At 50.9% G+C, this 15,740-nt stretch carries 17 protein-coding genes and 1 pseudogene; 3 read left to right on the forward strand and 15 right to left on the reverse strand.

Annotated features, from left to right (window positions below; all coding sequences use genetic code 11):
• The 15 genes and pseudogenes from RTK01_RS02130 to RTK01_RS02210 all read right to left on the reverse strand — a co-directional run.
• Window positions 1-143: cysteine-rich VLP protein (locus RTK01_RS02130; protein ID WP_397352171.1), on the reverse strand; the 143-nt coding region annotated here is incomplete at its 3' end.
• Window positions 144-350: 207 nt separating this feature from the next.
• Window positions 351-1,019, reverse strand: a complete 669-nt coding sequence (locus tag RTK01_RS02140; RefSeq protein WP_397352151.1) for a DUF4366 domain-containing protein — start codon at window positions 1,017-1,019, stop codon at window positions 351-353.
• Complete coding sequence (locus RTK01_RS02145; RefSeq protein WP_312279396.1) at window positions 1,016-1,285, reverse strand: DUF4315 family protein; 270 nt, start codon at window positions 1,283-1,285, stop codon at window positions 1,016-1,018. Before RTK01_RS02145 ends, RTK01_RS02140 begins: the two co-directional genes overlap by 4 nt.
• 17 nt (window positions 1,286-1,302) lie before the next feature.
• Window positions 1,303-2,874: pseudogene (locus RTK01_RS02150) on the reverse strand (CD1108 family mobile element protein).
• Window positions 2,875-3,127: 253 nt separating this feature from the next.
• Complete coding sequence (locus RTK01_RS02160; RefSeq protein WP_397352153.1) at window positions 3,128-5,497, reverse strand: VirB4-like conjugal transfer ATPase, CD1110 family; 2,370 nt, start codon at window positions 5,495-5,497, stop codon at window positions 3,128-3,130.
• On the reverse strand, window positions 5,445-5,840 hold the full coding sequence (locus RTK01_RS02165; RefSeq protein ID WP_312279399.1) for a PrgI family protein: 396 nt from the start codon (window positions 5,838-5,840) through the stop codon (window positions 5,445-5,447). Before RTK01_RS02165 ends, RTK01_RS02160 begins: the two co-directional genes overlap by 53 nt.
• 47 nt (window positions 5,841-5,887) lie before the next feature.
• Window positions 5,888-6,283 carry a DUF7007 domain-containing protein gene (locus RTK01_RS02170; protein ID WP_397352155.1) on the reverse strand — a complete coding sequence of 132 codons (396 nt, stop codon included), beginning with the start codon at window positions 6,281-6,283 and terminating at the stop codon, window positions 5,888-5,890.
• 47 nt (window positions 6,284-6,330) lie between these two features.
• Window positions 6,331-6,804 carry a septation protein SpoVG family protein gene (locus RTK01_RS02175; RefSeq protein WP_312279400.1) on the reverse strand — a complete coding sequence of 158 codons (474 nt, stop codon included), beginning with the start codon at window positions 6,802-6,804 and terminating at the stop codon, window positions 6,331-6,333.
• 56 nt (window positions 6,805-6,860) lie between these two features.
• Entirely contained in the window at window positions 6,861-7,727 is an 867-nt protein-coding gene (locus RTK01_RS02180) for a VirB6/TrbL-like conjugal transfer protein, CD1112 family (protein ID WP_312279401.1), read from the reverse strand.
• 11 nt (window positions 7,728-7,738) lie between these two features.
• Complete coding sequence (locus RTK01_RS02185) at window positions 7,739-7,951, reverse strand: Maff2 family mobile element protein (RefSeq protein ID WP_010723056.1); 213 nt, start codon at window positions 7,949-7,951, stop codon at window positions 7,739-7,741.
• A 91-nt stretch (window positions 7,952-8,042) separates the two neighbouring features.
• Window positions 8,043-9,881 carry a VirD4-like conjugal transfer protein, CD1115 family gene (locus RTK01_RS02190; RefSeq protein WP_312279402.1) on the reverse strand — a complete coding sequence of 613 codons (1,839 nt, stop codon included), beginning with the start codon at window positions 9,879-9,881 and terminating at the stop codon, window positions 8,043-8,045.
• Window positions 9,871-10,344, reverse strand: coding sequence for a PcfB family protein (locus RTK01_RS02195; RefSeq protein ID WP_312279403.1), 474 nt, complete (start codon window positions 10,342-10,344; stop codon window positions 9,871-9,873). The genes RTK01_RS02190 and RTK01_RS02195 overlap by 11 nt, the downstream gene beginning before the upstream one ends.
• Window positions 10,345-10,419: 75 nt before the next feature.
• On the reverse strand, window positions 10,420-11,217 hold the full coding sequence (locus RTK01_RS02200; RefSeq protein WP_312279404.1) for a DUF6674 family protein: 798 nt from the start codon (window positions 11,215-11,217) through the stop codon (window positions 10,420-10,422).
• 49 nt (window positions 11,218-11,266) lie between these two features.
• On the reverse strand, window positions 11,267-11,620 hold the full coding sequence (locus RTK01_RS02205) for a hypothetical protein (RefSeq protein ID WP_010723027.1): 354 nt from the start codon (window positions 11,618-11,620) through the stop codon (window positions 11,267-11,269).
• Window positions 11,621-11,923: 303 nt separating this feature from the next.
• On the reverse strand, window positions 11,924-13,429 hold the full coding sequence (locus tag RTK01_RS02210; protein WP_312279405.1) for a ParB/RepB/Spo0J family partition protein: 1,506 nt from the start codon (window positions 13,427-13,429) through the stop codon (window positions 11,924-11,926).
• Window positions 13,430-14,303: 874 nt separating this feature from the next.
• Between RTK01_RS02210 and RTK01_RS02215 the strand changes: the two genes are divergently transcribed.
• From RTK01_RS02215 to RTK01_RS02225, 3 genes are all read left to right on the forward strand, one after another.
• A complete protein-coding gene (locus RTK01_RS02215; protein ID WP_312279406.1) occupies window positions 14,304-14,663 on the forward strand; it encodes a hypothetical protein in 360 nt (119 codons plus the stop codon).
• A gap of 95 nt (window positions 14,664-14,758) precedes the next feature.
• On the forward strand, window positions 14,759-15,229 hold the full coding sequence (locus RTK01_RS02220) for a methylated-DNA--[protein]-cysteine S-methyltransferase (RefSeq protein WP_312279407.1): 471 nt from the start codon (window positions 14,759-14,761) through the stop codon (window positions 15,227-15,229).
• The gene (locus tag RTK01_RS02225) at window positions 15,216-15,647 is read left to right on the forward strand and encodes a hypothetical protein (protein WP_312279408.1); all 432 of its coding nucleotides are present in this window, start codon (window positions 15,216-15,218) and stop codon (window positions 15,645-15,647) included. Before RTK01_RS02220 ends, RTK01_RS02225 begins: the two co-directional genes overlap by 14 nt.
• Window positions 15,648-15,740 lie beyond the last annotated feature (93 nt).

Genomic DNA, 15,740 nt, shown 5'->3' on the forward strand with positions numbered 1-15,740 from the left:
CCCGCCCGCCATTTATCCCGCCTATAACAGCCGCCATAGTCAAGGGCCAGACATCCGTATTCCCTTTCATAGTTGGCGCACATGAAAGTGACCAGCTTTCGGTTAGCCGCTCGTTCCCCACGGGTCAGCTCTCGGCTATCCATGACTTTGCCCTCCCTCCAACTTCGCGCCAAGTTGGCCCGAAGTTCTGGAAAGGGTCAACTCCCGGTAGCATATCCCCAAGCAGGGAATCCCCCTCCAGTAAGAACAGCCATAGCAGGGGGAACCGGGCGGCGGCTTTTTCGGTGGGGCTGGGCGCATAGGCCGGGGTTTCTGTTTCATCATTCGTTCAAAGGGGTTATCGGTGAAATTCATGCGTCACCGTCCTCGCTGTCGACCCCGGCTTCGTTCTCGTCCCACGGTACGCTGTCGTCCTCCTGTTCTGCATAGGGGTCATCTTCATATTCGCTGTAATCGTCCTCGGCATTATCGGCCCGTTCCTGCTTCGGGCGGTAAACCTTGAAGTAATACCCGGCCCCACCTCCAGCCAGCAACACCAGGACAACGACAATCATCATGCCGTTACCGCCTTTTTCCGGTTCGGGGGCGGGTTCCGGTGTCGGCTCCGGTGTAACAGAGGTTGCAGGTGTTGCAGGCTCGGCGGGTTCTTCCGTTTCCCCGGATTTTTCCGCAAGGGCCAGCAGATCTTTTTCTGTTACAGCATTGAGGAAATAGACATTTTCCTGCTCCCGCTGCTTGTCGATAATCAGGTAGAACACGTTTTCACTTGGAGTCATTATGGTGTAAAACTCTTTCCCGTCCTCGTCCGTGGCGTTGTCAATGACGGTTCCGGTCCCGGCAGGGGTGAAGGGGTTGGGCGCTGCTACCGGCTCTTGTTTCTGTTCCGGGGCCGGGATTTCCGTCACTTCCTCCGGAATTTCCTCACCGCCACCAGCATAGGCGGTCAAAGGAAAAGCCGCCATGCAGAGCATAGCGGCGGCAAGCAAGGTTAATATACGTTTTTTGGGTTTCATCTTCATTCTTCGATTTCCTCCGTTTCTGTGTTGGTGGGCGGTTCCGACTTCGGGCCAACTTGGCCCGAAGTGGTGCCTCCTGATTTTGCCGCTTTCAACAGGGTTGCAAGGTCGGTCAGAGAAATGTCCATGCCCCGCACGGCGTCCACGATTTCCATGTTTTCAAGCTCGGTTTTCTGCTTTTCCAGTTCCCGCAGCTTTGTTTGAAACTCATTGATTTTGTCCTTTGTTTTTTGTATGTCCTTGCTTACACGCTCAATTTTTGGGTTCAAGATACCACCTCCAAATATCAGGGCAAACGCCCGAAAGAATAATAGTGAGATTGCCAGTAGTTGGTTTCGATAGAGGTATAGCTGATGGGATTTCCGCAATGCAACATCATTCCCCCGCCTACATAAATGCCCACATGCGATACGCCGGGGGTGTCATAGGTTCCTACAAAGAAAATCAGATCTCCCGGCCTTGCATTGGCAGAGGACACAGGCGTACAGATGTTAAACAGCCCTTGCGCTCCAAGCCGCCCCACATTCCAGCCGCTGTGATTGACTACCCACGACACGAAGCCCGAACAGTCAAAGGAAGTGGAGGGAGAGGAACCGCCCCAAACGTAAGGGTAGCCCAAATATTTCTCCGCTTCTGCAATCAGGGCCGCAAAGGCCGGGTCAGCAAGAGCCGCTGGCGGTATGTCGTAATCCGTGTATTCGCCGGGGTGGGTATAGATATTGCCCTCAAAGGGATTCGGACGGTTGCCTTTGGTCTTTTGGGACACATGGTAGCGTTCGGTCTGCTCCGGGTCGAGATTGGCAAGGGCCACAGCCCCAAGCGAGTTGTTTCGTAAGGTCACATTGAGGATATAGTAGTTGTAGGGAACCTCCACCTCATAGGTGTCGGAATGGGTCGTGGTTTCCCCGGTTTCTGGGTCGGTTTCCGTCCATGTGTCCGTGCGGGTTTCAGTGCGGTAGCGTACCTCCACGGTTTCCGTGATGGTAAGAGTATACTGTTGCTGAATAAGATATTGAAGCTCGGCCTCAACCTTTGCAGGGGTGTAATCGTCATATTTGGCGGTCAGGTAAGAAGCAAGCTCAAAGGGGTCATGGCCGATTTCGTCTACCGAATAACGGTACTCGTCATAGGACGGATAATCCCTTTCTATCCGGGCCAGCTTTTCCCGTAGGGCGGTTTCCAATGCGGTATAGTCGGCTTCCACGGCTTCAATATCGCTGTCTGATGAACCATAGGAAGTGCCGCCTACAGCTCCAATTAGGCCGTTGCCAATGGTGGTAAGCGCTCCCATGCAGGATTGCAAGACCACAATCAGCAGGAACAGGCAAGCCGCAAGCAGTATGATTTTGGGATTGCTCCGCACAAACCGCCATGCGGCCCCGGCAATATTTTTCACTGTGATCGCCGTTTTCTTTGCCGCCTTTGCGCCTGTTTAAGCGGCCTCCTTCGCCTGTTTGCGGTACTGCTTTTTTAGCTGTCGCTTTTGCCACAGCCGGGAAAGCGGATTGCTTTTCAGCCCCGGATTTTCCTGCACCAACTGGCGGTAGGCATAATCGGCTTTTGCGCTAAGGGTTTTTCGTTCCCACTTACGAACCTGCCGGGCCGGGCGGGTACGGATACGCTTTTTGATAAAGCGAGTACCGCCCCGGATAAGATGTTCCCCGGCAAGCTCGGTTTTGTGAGCCGCTTCAATCCCTACGTTTTCACGTTCTACCTGATGAATTTTGCCATGCACATACCGCCAAGTCTGATGTGTTGCGGCCCGGCCCACGGTTTTGATGGGGCCGGGCTTCTTCTGTGGCTTCTGCGCCGCCAATTTCTCACGGGCGGTATTCAGCTTTTCGTCGCTCTTTTCCATGCGGAGCTTGGATTTCTCCATGCGCTTACCGTTTTCTGCCTCCTTTTTATTAGCAGGGCCAGTATGGGGAGCGGCCCCGTCCCCGGCGGATTCACCACCGGGCGGCGGTTCTCCATCACGCCACAGGCGTTCAGAGGGGCGGGGTGCTTCGCTGTCTTGGCGGAGCTTTCCCGACTTCGGGCCAAGTTGTCCCGAAGTTGCCTCCCGTTCCTCATGCTCAAACGGCAAACGGCCTAATGACCCCTTGCGGCCTTTATCCTCCATTTTTGCCCTCCCTTGCTATGTCCTCCGGGCGAGTGGTTAGTAGATTGTATATCTCACCACGGGGAAAACGGTCTACAAAAGGAATGGTGGTACTGCCGAAGAACAAAAGTCCTTCACCGGGGTTGCTGTGGGCGATATAGGAAAGCTGGTGTTCGGAGATACCAAGCTGTTTGGCGAGGATTGCCCGGTCTGCCTGTGCCTGCGCCAGCAGTATCATAAAATCGCTGTTGTCAAAGATATTTTCTACCTCACGGCTTGCAAGCAAATCCTTCACGTTCTGCGTGAGCGCACTTGGCACACAGCCCTTTTTACGGAGCATTTTCCAGACACGCACAAAATAGCTTGCGGAAAGTGCGTCCTGCAACAAAATATGAAATTCATCATAATAGCACCAAGTCGCAAGGCCAGCCGAAAAGTTTTCGTCAACCGCCTGTGTCACAAGCTCGTTGGTAATGTGCATAGCGATTTTGCGGAGGTTTTCGCCCATGCTTTTCAGCACGATACAGATAATCCGCTTGTCGGTCTGTACGTTGGTGGCGAAGTTGAACATATTGAGGGAACCTGTGCAGTAAAGCTCCAGAGCGGTTGCAATTCGTTTTGCTTCCGGTTCCGGTTGCTGGCACAGGGTTTCATACAGGTCTTGCAACAAGGGCATTTTCCCGTCCCCGATACCAAGGGCAAGCTCCCGGTACACAAGGCGCACACAGCGGTCAATCACCGTTTTTTCAATGGGCTGTAAGCCCTCTTTGCCGCCGATTATCAGTTCACAAAGGGACAATAAAAAATCCGCTTTCATGGAAAGCGGGCTGTCCTCTGCGGTCATATTGAGCTTTAAGTCCATTGGATTGATGTGGTGGGGGCTGTCGGGGGAAATGTCGATTACCTCACCGCCAAGCCGTTTTACCAATGGGGCGTATTCGCCCATTGGGTCTATAATGATAATGCGGTCTTGGGTGGCAAGAAACACATTGATTAGTTCACGCTTTGCGGAAAAGCTCTTGCCCGAACCTGTACTGCCAAGATACAGGCCGTTGGCGGATTTCAGCTTTTTGCGGTTCGCCATGATAACATTGTGGGAAAGAGCGTTCATGCCATAGTACAACGCCTGTCCGTCCATTCGGAGTTCTTGGGTCATAAACGGCACAAAGATTGCGGTACTGCTCGTTGTCATGCCCCGCTGTATCTCAATACCGTTGTACCCAAGAGGGAGCGAGGACATAAAGCCCTGCTCCTGCTGAAAGTCCAGCCGTTTCAAAAAGCAGTTGTATTTCTGTGTAATGCCCGACACGGTGAAAATGTCGTTTTCCAACTGCTGGCGGGTGGGGGCCGTGTTCACCACAAGGAACGTAAGCAGGAACATTCGCTCATTGCGGCTTTGTAAATCTGCCAAAAGAGCGGCGGCATCCTTACTGTATGTCAGCAAATCAGGGGGTAAAATGTCAATGTCATACCCGGCCCTTGCCGCTTTTTTCTGCTCGTCCATCTTCATTTTCCCTATGTCGGAAAGTTTGGCCTTGACGGTTTTCACCGCCTTTGTCTGGTCTACCGTTTGAATGTGCATGGTAATGGTCATTTCGGCGTCCATTTCCAGAAGCTCCGCTAACAGCTTGTCGGAAAGCTCCGAAGCCATAATCTGCATATAGGCCGCCGCTCCCCATGTCGTACCGACACGGAACAGGCGGCTTTGGCGAAAGTCAAAGGAAGTGGGAGCGATAAAGTCCTTTGTTCCCATTCCTGTTTTGGGTATCATATCCCACGAAAAGCGGAACGGCTCCCGCCCTCCGGGGTGGAGCTGGCTGTGCAGAACTTCTAAGCGTTCCCGCCCTGAAAGGGAAGAAGATTGTACGCCCAGCTTCTTGAAATTGCCCATAATATCCGCTTCGATACGCTCCAACCGGGGCCGGGCTATATTGATTCCGTCCGCTTGAATCCCAAATGTGATGTACTTGGAGCGAACAATACCGTTGTTGCTTCTGGCAATCTGGCCTTTCAGCATATCGGTAAACTCATGCCGAATCTCGTTACAATCATCATTCTGCGGGGGTATGTTCACGCTGTAACGATTTTCGGGCCGGGAGCGGTGGTTGATGAACGACATTTGAAAGGGCAAGGCACTGTCAAAGTAATTGAGAAAGGAACAGTACCCGTCAAAAATGGTGCTTTGGTCGTCCGTTGAAGCCACGGCGTAATTTATATCTTCATAAGAAAGGGTCTTTGTGTAATAGCCCTCCCGCACCTTGCAGATACCGTCTTTCAGCATTTCCTTATAGGGAATGGTCTGCTGTGCGGTCTGCGGCCCACGCTTTTTAGGCTTTGCGCTTCTTTTGGGAATGGGCGGGTGTGTTTTTGTTTGTGCCAATCTGCTGTACCTCCTTTCCGGGGCTGCTTAAATAGGCATAGATGTTTTGGGTTCGGTATGGCCTTGTAGTGGGCCACAGGAATTTGGAGCGTACAATATTCCGTACCACCTTTTCAAAGGGAAGTCCGTCACGCTCATACATGGCGAAGAAAAAACAAGGGAGCATAAAGGCAATCATCAGGAACATAGCCCCGGTATTGCCAATGGCGGTACGGGTGAACAGGTAGGCGGGTACGCCGATTACCGCCGCCGCTCCAAAGCAGATTAACTGGCGTTTGGTAAGGTTAAACGCCAGTTTTGTTTTTATTTTCGATAAATCGTTTGGTACACTTACATATGCCAATGGGTAAAATCCTCCTTTCCAACTTCGGGCCAACTTGGCCCGAAGTGTCAGCGTTCGGTGCTATGGACAGAAACAGTCTGCCGGGCAGGGGCCTTTTCAAGCCCGGCCTGCCGTATACGCCAATAGTCCGGGTTGTACTCCCGGATAGATTTATTGATGTTTTCCTCAAAAGCGGCCTTATCCTTAATGCGGTCAGGAACAGCCCACAGCTTTTTATCCAAAAGCTCCCGGAAAGCAACATCTTCCTGCGAATCTTCCTCAAAGCAGAGAAAGCCGCCGTGACGAAAGCCGCATTTCCGGGCGGCGGGAGAGAGAACCGCCGCCATATCCTTAGAAAACATTGTGCCGCCGTGACTGGGGGTGCTTACAAGAAACACGCCGGGGCAGAGGGTTTCGCAATGCTGAACCTTGCCCCACGGCGATTGTTCGGGCTGTTGGTACATAAAAATCTCCTTTCCACTTCGGGCCAACTTGGCCCGAAGTCACAATACTATCTTTCTGCACTTTTCGCCTTGCTGGCCTTTGCGGGAGCAGGGCGGGCGGCTTCATTTTTCGCCGCCTGTTTCGCTCCCTCGGCAAGCTGTTCCGGGATAGATTTCTTTTCCGGGGCGGTAACGGCAGCGGCACGGGTTTGTAATCTTTCCACCTCCGCATGATAGGCGGCAACCACGGCCCCGGTCAGCTCCTTGCGGAACTCGGCGGTAATGGGCTTTGCCGTATCCCGGTAGCCGGTCTTGCTGGTCTTATCCGGTTTGCTCGGCATACCCACAAAAATGCCCTTGTCGCTCTGCAAAATCTTGAAATCCTCCACGACAAAAGCACCATTGAATTTGATACTGGCAAAGCCCACAAGGTTTCCTTTTGGCTCAATGGGCCGGGCGGTAACGTCCAGTTTCAGCGGCATTGCCGCCTGTTCGGGTTGCTGTTCCGCTTCCTGCGGAACGGTGTTCTTTTCATTACTCACGTTAATGCAACTCCTTTCCACTTCGGGCCAAGTTGGCCCGAAGTTATCCTGTGGGGTTAATGCGCACCAAAAATGGATTTGGCAACGCCCCCGGTCTTGAACATGGTGAAGCACAGCAGGACAGTATAGCCAATCAGTGTCCATATGGCCCCGATAGGGTCGCCGCTGATGGCGATACTCTGCACCAGCTTTGCGTAAATCCCCACGCACACCAAAATCAAAAGGCCCTGCATACCAACGGCGCACAGGGATTTCAAATAGTTCTGGCCCATATGTCCGATTTCCCGGTTGACCATCGTTGCCATCGGCACAGGGGCCAAGCTGGTGAGCAGATATATTTCAATCATTCTGCCGTAGACAATCACGAAAACCACGATATTGATAGCTACAACCACCAGCTTTATTAGGAAGGATTGAAGCCACAGGCCAAGCAGGGGGCCAATGTCCATTGCCATAAGTTCATCACGAAAAGCGTCCAGCATATCGGGGCTTACCGCCGTACTGCCTTGAATCAGCCCCCCGGCGTTGCTTATGACGCTTTGGGAAACATCAAATATTGCCATAACAATATTGAATGTATTGGACAGTATCAGCACCGCCGCCGCTGTTTTGAAAATCCACTTGAAGAAAATCCAAGTATCTATGTCATGCAGATTGTTGCGGTCAATGATAAGCTGGATAAGCTCATAGGTGGCTACAAAGGTCAGAACAAGCCCGGCAATGGGTAAAACAACCGTTTCAGATAGGCTGCGGATAAGGGAGAACACTCCGGGATTCCAAGCCCCCGGAGTGGTTCCCACCTGTGTCGCAATCTCCCCGATCTGGTTGTTTACGTTCTCAAAAAGCCCGCCTAAGTTGTCCATGATACCATCAACCAACAGGCTCTTTATCCACTCATTTATCCAGTCGGTGAGAAAATCCATAGGCTAACCTCTTAAAACAGGCCGGACAGCAGAGGAACAAGCGTCGTACCTAAAAGGATAATTCCACCGCCCGCCATAAGCTGCTTCATGCCCTGCGATTTTGCGCCGGGATTGTCGGACCCGTAACCTTCCAAAAGGTTGATAACTCCCCATACGGCAAGGCCCGCACCAAGCGCAACAACAAGGGTCTGCAAGGTACTAACTGCACTCGTAAAAAATCCCATAATCTAATTACCTCCATTTTTTCGTTTTGTTTTTGGGTACAAAAAAACCGCCATTTCTGGCGGCTCCACTTCGGGCCAAGTTGGCCCGAAGTCAGGCAAACGCTTCCGGGTCGTCCACATCATCATAGTTGAGAATGTCCTCGTCCTCGTCTATGGCGGCGGCTTCCGCTTCGGCGCTTACTTCATAAAGGGTATACTGCTCATTGGGGTTGAGCTTTTTCATGCGGCGGTTTATCAGCTTTGAAGCGTCAAAAGTGTTGCGCTTGTCGGCTTCGGCTGTACGCCCGTAATTGGGGTGCTTCTTCAAATCATATTTTGGGGAAAGGAAAGGCCGCAATCCTCGTAATTGCAGAATACACTTGTTTCCCGGCATGGTGGTAAGTTCGTCCATTGTCATAAGCTCTTTGCCAAGCCGCTGCATATTCTGTCCGTAGCTTTCCGACTGGCCCCGTGTTCGGCTTTCCGTCTGCATGGAAATGGTTTCTTTCCCCAAAACCTCCGATAGCTCCTTGATGGTGGAATGTTCTCGCCCACCAAGAAAAATCACGCTGTCCATATTGCCCATAATTGTTTCCGCGTGGTCTTTGTATAAGGCTTTAAGTTGGCTCTGCGCCTGTAAAAACAGGCACAGGGAGATTTCACGGGAGCGGATAACGGCAACCAGTTTTTCCAGTTGCGGAACCTGTCCCGTGTTAGCGGCTTCGTCCCATAATACCCGCACATGATGGGGAAGTCTGCCGCCATGTACTGTGTCGGCCCGTTCGCAAAGCAAATTGAACATCTGCGAAAAGGCAAGGGCAACTATGAAGTTATACGTTGTGTCGGTGTCGCTGATGATGAAGAAAGTAGCGGTTTTTCTGTCACCCATGCGGTCTAATTCCATTTCATCATAGCTTGTAATCTCCCGAAGCTCTCCAATATCAAAGGGGGCCAAACGTGCGCCACAGCTAATCAAAATGGATTTTGTGGTCTTGCCGCTTGCTAATTTGAACTTCTTATACTGCCTTACGGCGAAATGATGGGGGTTGCGCTTCTCCAAGCCCATAAACATATAGTCCACGGCGTTCTTGAAATTTTCATCATCTTCCCTTGTTTCCATGCTGTTAATCATATCCACAAGGGTATTGATATTGCGTTCTTCCTCCGGCCCCTCAAAGACGATATATCCGATTAAAGCGCAATACAAAAGAGTTTCGCTTTTCGTCCAGAACGGGTCGCCCTCCTTGCAGTCCCCCTTGGTATTTTCAATCAGAGCATTTACAAACTTCAAAATATCGCTCTCTGTTCGGATATATGACAAGGGGTTATAGTGCATGGATTTTGAAAAATCCACACTATTGAACACCTTTATTTTATACCCCTGCGCCTTTGCTGAAAGAAAAGTGCCCACCTGCCCCAAAATACCGCCCTTCGGGTCCACCACTACATAAGACGAATGGGCTTGAAGCAGATTCGGGGTCAGCCAGAAGCGGGTTTTACCGCTTCCGCTAGAACCTATCACGCAACAATTCAGGTTCCGGGCGTTGGCGGGATTGGCGGGGCGGGTGTTCATAGTAAGAAACTCTGTGCCTGTGAGTATCACGTTGTTGCTGAATTTGGGGTCGATAAAAGGCTTTATGTCCTTTTGCGTTCCCCACCGGGCCGAGCCATATTCCACATCCCTCCGAAACTTTTTTGCGTTTTTTACCTTATACCACACTACCAGCCTAAGAATCACAGCCCCGGCAAGGCCAATCAGCCAATCGGATAGAACAAGGCCCGGCGCTATGGTTTCCAACGCCGGGCCTATGGTTTTCACTATGCCAATCAGCTTATTGCCGAAGTCTGCGCCGGGGGCCATTCGGTAGGCTGTGCCAAGCTTCAGGAAAAACCAAAGTGCAAACAAGTACGGAATGTTCGGCAATACATATTTTCGGATTTTATCGTTCATTCCGCACCGCCTCCCGTTTTCGTTCACGCTGGCGGGGCTTGGTGCGCTCCCGGTCTGCAAAGGTTTTAAGCTGTTCCAGAATAGAGGGGCGGCGGTTCTTGCCCCGATTCAGTACCAGCTTGCTGTATTCGCCAAAACAGGCGGTAATAGCGTCTGCCTGTCCTGCCTTAAAAAACAGCAGGTACTTATTCGGCCCGGTCTTATGGAAAGCATAGTCCACATTGTATTTCCGGGCTACACGGTCAAAGAGCTTTGTATCCCCGGAGAGGTCAAGGCTTTTCGTGGAAGCGCCGTGGTTCATCAGCTTTTTTACGCTCTGCTTTCCTTGTGGGGTCTGTCCCTTTTGGTAGTCCTTTTGGATCTTCCGCACCGCCGCCCCTAAAATCTTCGCCAACGCCCGGCCCGTCAGCTTTGTGGCATTGACGGATAGGGCAACCGTTCGGCGTTCTATATCTTCCTGCATGAAATTCCTCCTTTCCTGCCAGATAGGGCAATATCACAGGCGGGAGGACTTCGGGCCAACTTGGCCCGAAGTGGTTTACCGCTCCGCATTGGCGGGGCGGGGACGCTCTGCGGGGGGAGCGTCCTTTTTCGCCTGTGCAATTTTTTCATTGTGGGTTTCAAGAACTTCCCGGATTGACGGTTTTTTCTCTGCCGCCCGTTCCTCCAGCCGTGACATTGCGCCAATAGTTTTATCAACATTCCGTTTTATGGCGGCAAAGCAGGAACGCTCGGCCCTGAATGGGGCGGATATGACCGCCGCCAGCTTACCGGGCTGTTTGGCTTCCTGTAAGGCTTCTCTGCCAAGCATGGCCCGGCCCATGTTTTTCAAATGCCGCCCGGCCTGATGGTATTCGGTGCTGATGGCTTCAATTTTGGCAATAGCCTTATCGTCATACTGAATATCCTTTGTAAGAGTGTCCCGCATGGTTTCCAGAATGGGACGTACCTTGAAGAACCGGGCTACGTTATCCAGAGCGGAAATGCCTGTTTCCTTAAAAGCGGCAACGGCGTTTTTACAACCGTCTATGATATTCTGCTTTAGCTGTGTAAGCCGTTCCCGCAGGTCAAGCACCTGTCCCTGTGCAACAATGACCGCCTTTTGCAAAGCGGTCTTAACCGGGTGGTTCTGCTCCTGCGCTGTTTTTAATTCCTGCCGCATGGCGGCAAGCTCCTTTACAGCGGCTTCAAGCTGTTTTTCCATAGCGCCCACCTGATTCAACACCGCCAGAAAATCCTTTGTGGACGGGGAATTGTGTTCCCGCAATACCGCCAGAAGCTCTTTCACATGCTCATTGTCCATAATCGGCTCGGCTGTGGTTTTGCCTTTTGCCATAGGCTTTTACCTCCTTTCGCACTTCGGGCCAACTTGGCCCGAAGTTGGCTTAATCAAGCGGTTTCGCCCGACCCTGTGTTTTCACAGTCAAAATTCCGTCCAGCGTGGTTGCTGTGATATTTAGCCGCCCGGCTATGGCAATGTCGTTTTTCATATCCTCGTCAACCTCATTGCCGCACACTACCAGTACATGAGAGCGGCGCAAGAGGTCACGGCCCATGTCAATGCCGCTTTTGTGTTCCTCCGGGATAGCGGTATTTAGGAATAAGGGCAGATAGAGCAGGGGGCAAATCGGGGAAAAACCCGCTTCATAGACCGCCCTGCAATACTGCGCCGCCTGTTTGGTGTCCGTATCGTGATCGCCGCACCATGCGGCGGTAATATATGCTAATGGTCGTTTCATTAATATAAGCACCTCCGTTCTTGTTGCGCTGAATGTGTCAACCTATCCCCCGCCCTTTCCATGCTTTGGAAAGGGAGCGGCTCAAAGGAATATATATCCCCGTCGCTTGACTGGCTTAAAGCATATCCGGGAGAAATCCGTCAAGAGTGCGAAGCACCGCCTACGGCGGCAGGCTCTTGACGGATTTTCCCGGATATGCTACCTGATATATGGCGACGGGGAATATATTATATCCTTAGAGCTTTGGGGTGCGGGGCAACGCCCCGCAAAAGAAAACTTCGGGTCAACTTGGCCCGAAGTGGGTTATTTCTCCTGCTCGGCTTTCTTTTCCGGGGCCGAAATGTCTTTCAGCTTATCCTTGTTTTCCTCAAGCAGCTTCATAATGGTGTCTTTCATTTCCCTTGGTGTCTTTTCTTTCCCGAAATACTGTCCGAGTTCTTGGCTGGATAAAATCACTTTGTCTACCTCCTTTTTTTCTTCGAGCATAATACCGTCAATAACATCCGGGTTTAACAGCTTTTTACCGTCAAGCTCGTGCATACGCTGTGCCTGTGACAGTGAGGGGGCCGACTGCTGGCCCTCAATGGCAACGGCGATATACCGCTGATTTTTGGGTGCAATGAACGCAAGCTCCACGGCGGGGGTGAACGCTATTTTCTTTTCGTCCACCATTTTTATTAGGTCGGGTACAAGCTCATTGAGCTTGATATACCGCTGAACCTGCTTCACCGTCATTTTGTTGCGTTCGGCCACAACCTCATTGGAACGCTGTCCGTTACCGGTTCGTGCGCCCTGCTTCTTAATGGCTTCCAACTGCATTTGCAGGGCTTTAGCCCGTTCACTGGGCAAAATGGCTTCACGTTGGGTGGTATTGTCCTCCACCATCTGCGTAATGGCCTGTTCGTCTGTCAGGTTGCGGACAATGCAGGGCATATTGGTAAACCCGGCGAGTTCGCTTGCCATCTGGCGGCGGTGGCCCGATACGATTTCATAGCCGCCATCTTCACGGGGGCGGACAATAGCGGCTTGCGTTACGCCTTTGTCCTTGACGCTTTCCACCATTGCCGCCATTTCCTCGTCTTTGCGGACTTGGAAAGGGTGGCCTTTGAATGGGTGAAGTTCGGAAAGACTGATATATACAATCTGTTCCTTTTCATCGGAGCGGGGGGCCTCCCTCGGTTCGGGCGGTTGAACAGAGGCCGGGGGCGGCGTTTCCTGCTTGGGCTGTTCTGTGGATTTTCCTGAAACAGAACCGCCGCCGATTCCCACCGATTGCTTTTGCTTGGCGGATTTTTCAGATTTCTGCGGTTTTTCCTGTTTGGCAGGACGGGAAGGCTTCTTGTCTGCTTTTTCGGTGGCTTTCGGCTGGTGGGATTTGGGCTTGCTGTCAGCCGTTTTCGGCTCGTTTTCCTTTCCCTTATCCGGGCCGGGCTTCTCTTGCTCTGCTTTTTTATCGGCGGAACCTGATTTTTCCGCTCCCTGTTTTGCGGGGGTGGCCTGTTCCGCTTCCTTTACTGCCGCTTGTTTCCCCGAAACAATCTCATTGATTTTGTCAAAGGAAACCACCACATCACCGGGGGCGGGAATGTCAAAAGGCGTGGGCGGCTCCAAACCATCGTCACTGATTTCATGCAGGGCCGCTTTATCCTCATGGACGGTTGACTCCGCTTTTTCGGCAGTCTTTTCCGGGGTAGGAGCTTCGCCGCCAATCTCCGACATGGGTGCGGGAGTGCTTTTTTCTTCTGCCGTAGTTTCCTGTGCCGGGGTGGTTTTTACGTCGTTCGGCTTATTTGGCTCATTTTTTGCCATTCGTTTTTCCTCCTTGTCTGTTTTATGGCATGAAAAAAGGGCCTGATTTTTAATCAAGCCCCACGGGATATTTGCAATCCCTCCTTTCCACTTCGGGCCAAGTTGACCCGAAGTTCCGCTATCCAGACACAGAAATACCGCCTATCTTGTCCAATTAGGCGGTATTCTGTGTAATGTGATAGCTCATATTTTATTTTGGTATCTCCTTATCCTGTATAGAATAAGGGCTTTTGCAGTTTTCCTTAATTAACTGGTTCAGTAGGGCCCGCTGGCCCGACCGGCGCAGATGGCGAAGAAGGGCCCACTGGCCCCGCTGGTGCATCTTCTTTTGGTGGCTTATACAACGATACAGATGCGACGCTAACCCTTAATCCATCGGTAGCCACAACAATGCCACTATCCGTAAATATGCCGAGTAATAATGTGTCTTTGGGTGCGAACGGTATTACCATTGCGGAAGATGGAGTTTATTCGATAAGTTGCTACTTCTTAGCGCGCGCTTCTACCGGCTCCTTTGATTTTTCATTGCATGTAACAAGAAATGGAACGGCGTTGCCCTCCCTTATAACCGGTGTACCACTAGGTAGTGAGTATATTGCTTTTTCCCTCAGCTCTTTGGCATCACTAGCGGCTGGTGATATTATTTCAGTGGTTGTTGTCAGTATCGCGGGAGGTACGGTTCAATTTGGTAATGGTGTTGCAGCAAATCTAAGCGTTGTGAGTGTACAGTAGCCTCTTTTTAAATAGATGCTGCTGCAAAATTGAATTAGCCGCAGATGTCAGAATTAATTGGCATCTGCGGCTTTATTGTTCATACACATAAAGCAGTTTGACACAGACTGTCTTATCCGTGATACATACGCAGATAGCGGTCATGGCTGGCGGTGAATATGTACAGCACGTCCGTAAAATGTGCGCCACATATCGCAGGCGTCACGATGTGTTTGTGCAGGAATGTGCAGAACAGTTCGGCAGTCAGGTTGTGCTTCATGGACAAGGAGCCAGATTGCATTTCATTCTGGAATTTTCGGGTGGCACGAATATCGAACGACTCATGAACAAGGCAGAAGAAGCGGGGGTTCGGGTATATTCCGTAGAACCATTTTGGAATCATCCAGAGGACTGCCCGTCCAATCTGATTTTTATGGGATACAGTCTTTTGGATAAAGTAAAAATACGCGAAGGTATTCAAATTTTGCGGGGTGTTTGGTTTGATGAAATCAAACAACCTTAGAATACTTAAATTCATAAAAATTGAATGGTGCAAAATCGGAAGACAAAGATAAGAATATGGGGTATATTAAAGCCACCAAAAGGAGGCGAAACCCTATGAAATATACAGCCTATATGCAGACCTCATTGGGGCTGATTGGAATAACCGAAACAGATGGGGCTATTACAGAGCTGCTTTTTGAAACGGACACACAAAAGAGCGACTGCGGAGAAAAGACACCTTTGCTTGAAAAGGCGGAAAAGCAGCTTGCAGAGTACCTGTCAGGCAATCGTGCGGACTTTGACCTTCCGCTTGCCGCAAAAGGGACAGTCTTTCAGAAAACAATCTGGGATGCCTTGCGCCGGATTCCCTATGGACAAACACGCAGCTATAAACAGGTTGCGGAAATGATCGGAAAGCCAAGTGCTTCCCGTGCCGTGGGGATGGTAAACAATAAGAATCCTATCTTGATTATGACGCCCTGCCACAGAGTTGTGGGAGCGGATGGAAGGCTGGTAGGTTATGCAGCCGGTCTGGACATCAAGGAAAAGCTGCTGAAAATGGAACGGACACATGCTGACGGTTGAAACAAAGCTCTTTGACTGTGGCAAAGAGGAAATGGAAAACCTCTCCGCTGTTTCAGCAGATGACATTCAGCGCTTCGGGATGACCATGAAAAAGGCAGTGGTAATTTCCGAACTTTCGGAAGGGATACTGCAAGGCAGAATTTCTCTGGAGAACCTGCGGGAACTGCCCGATGAGGAAGTCATTCTCCAATTGACTGCTTTGAAGGAGATTGGTCGTTGGACAGCGGAAATGCTTCTGATCAATTGCATGGAATGCCCGAATGTTGTTAGCTGGGGGGATATTGCCATACGAAGAAGGATGGAAAAGTTATATGGCTTTCCGAAGCTGACAAAGCGCCAATTCGACGTGTGTAAAAGTCGATACTCGCCTTATGGCTCAGTAGCTTCCATTTATCTGTGGAAGCTTTCCTTTTTATAGGGGAACTGAAACGGCCGCACTTTTGCTGGGGAAAAGCGTTTCAAATAACATAGAAAATTCTATGAATTGTTTGTAAGATGTAAAAGCATAAAT

This window comes from Oscillibacter sp. (assembly GCF_031978065.1).
Lineage (GTDB): Bacteria > Bacillota > Clostridia > Oscillospirales > Oscillospiraceae > Oscillibacter.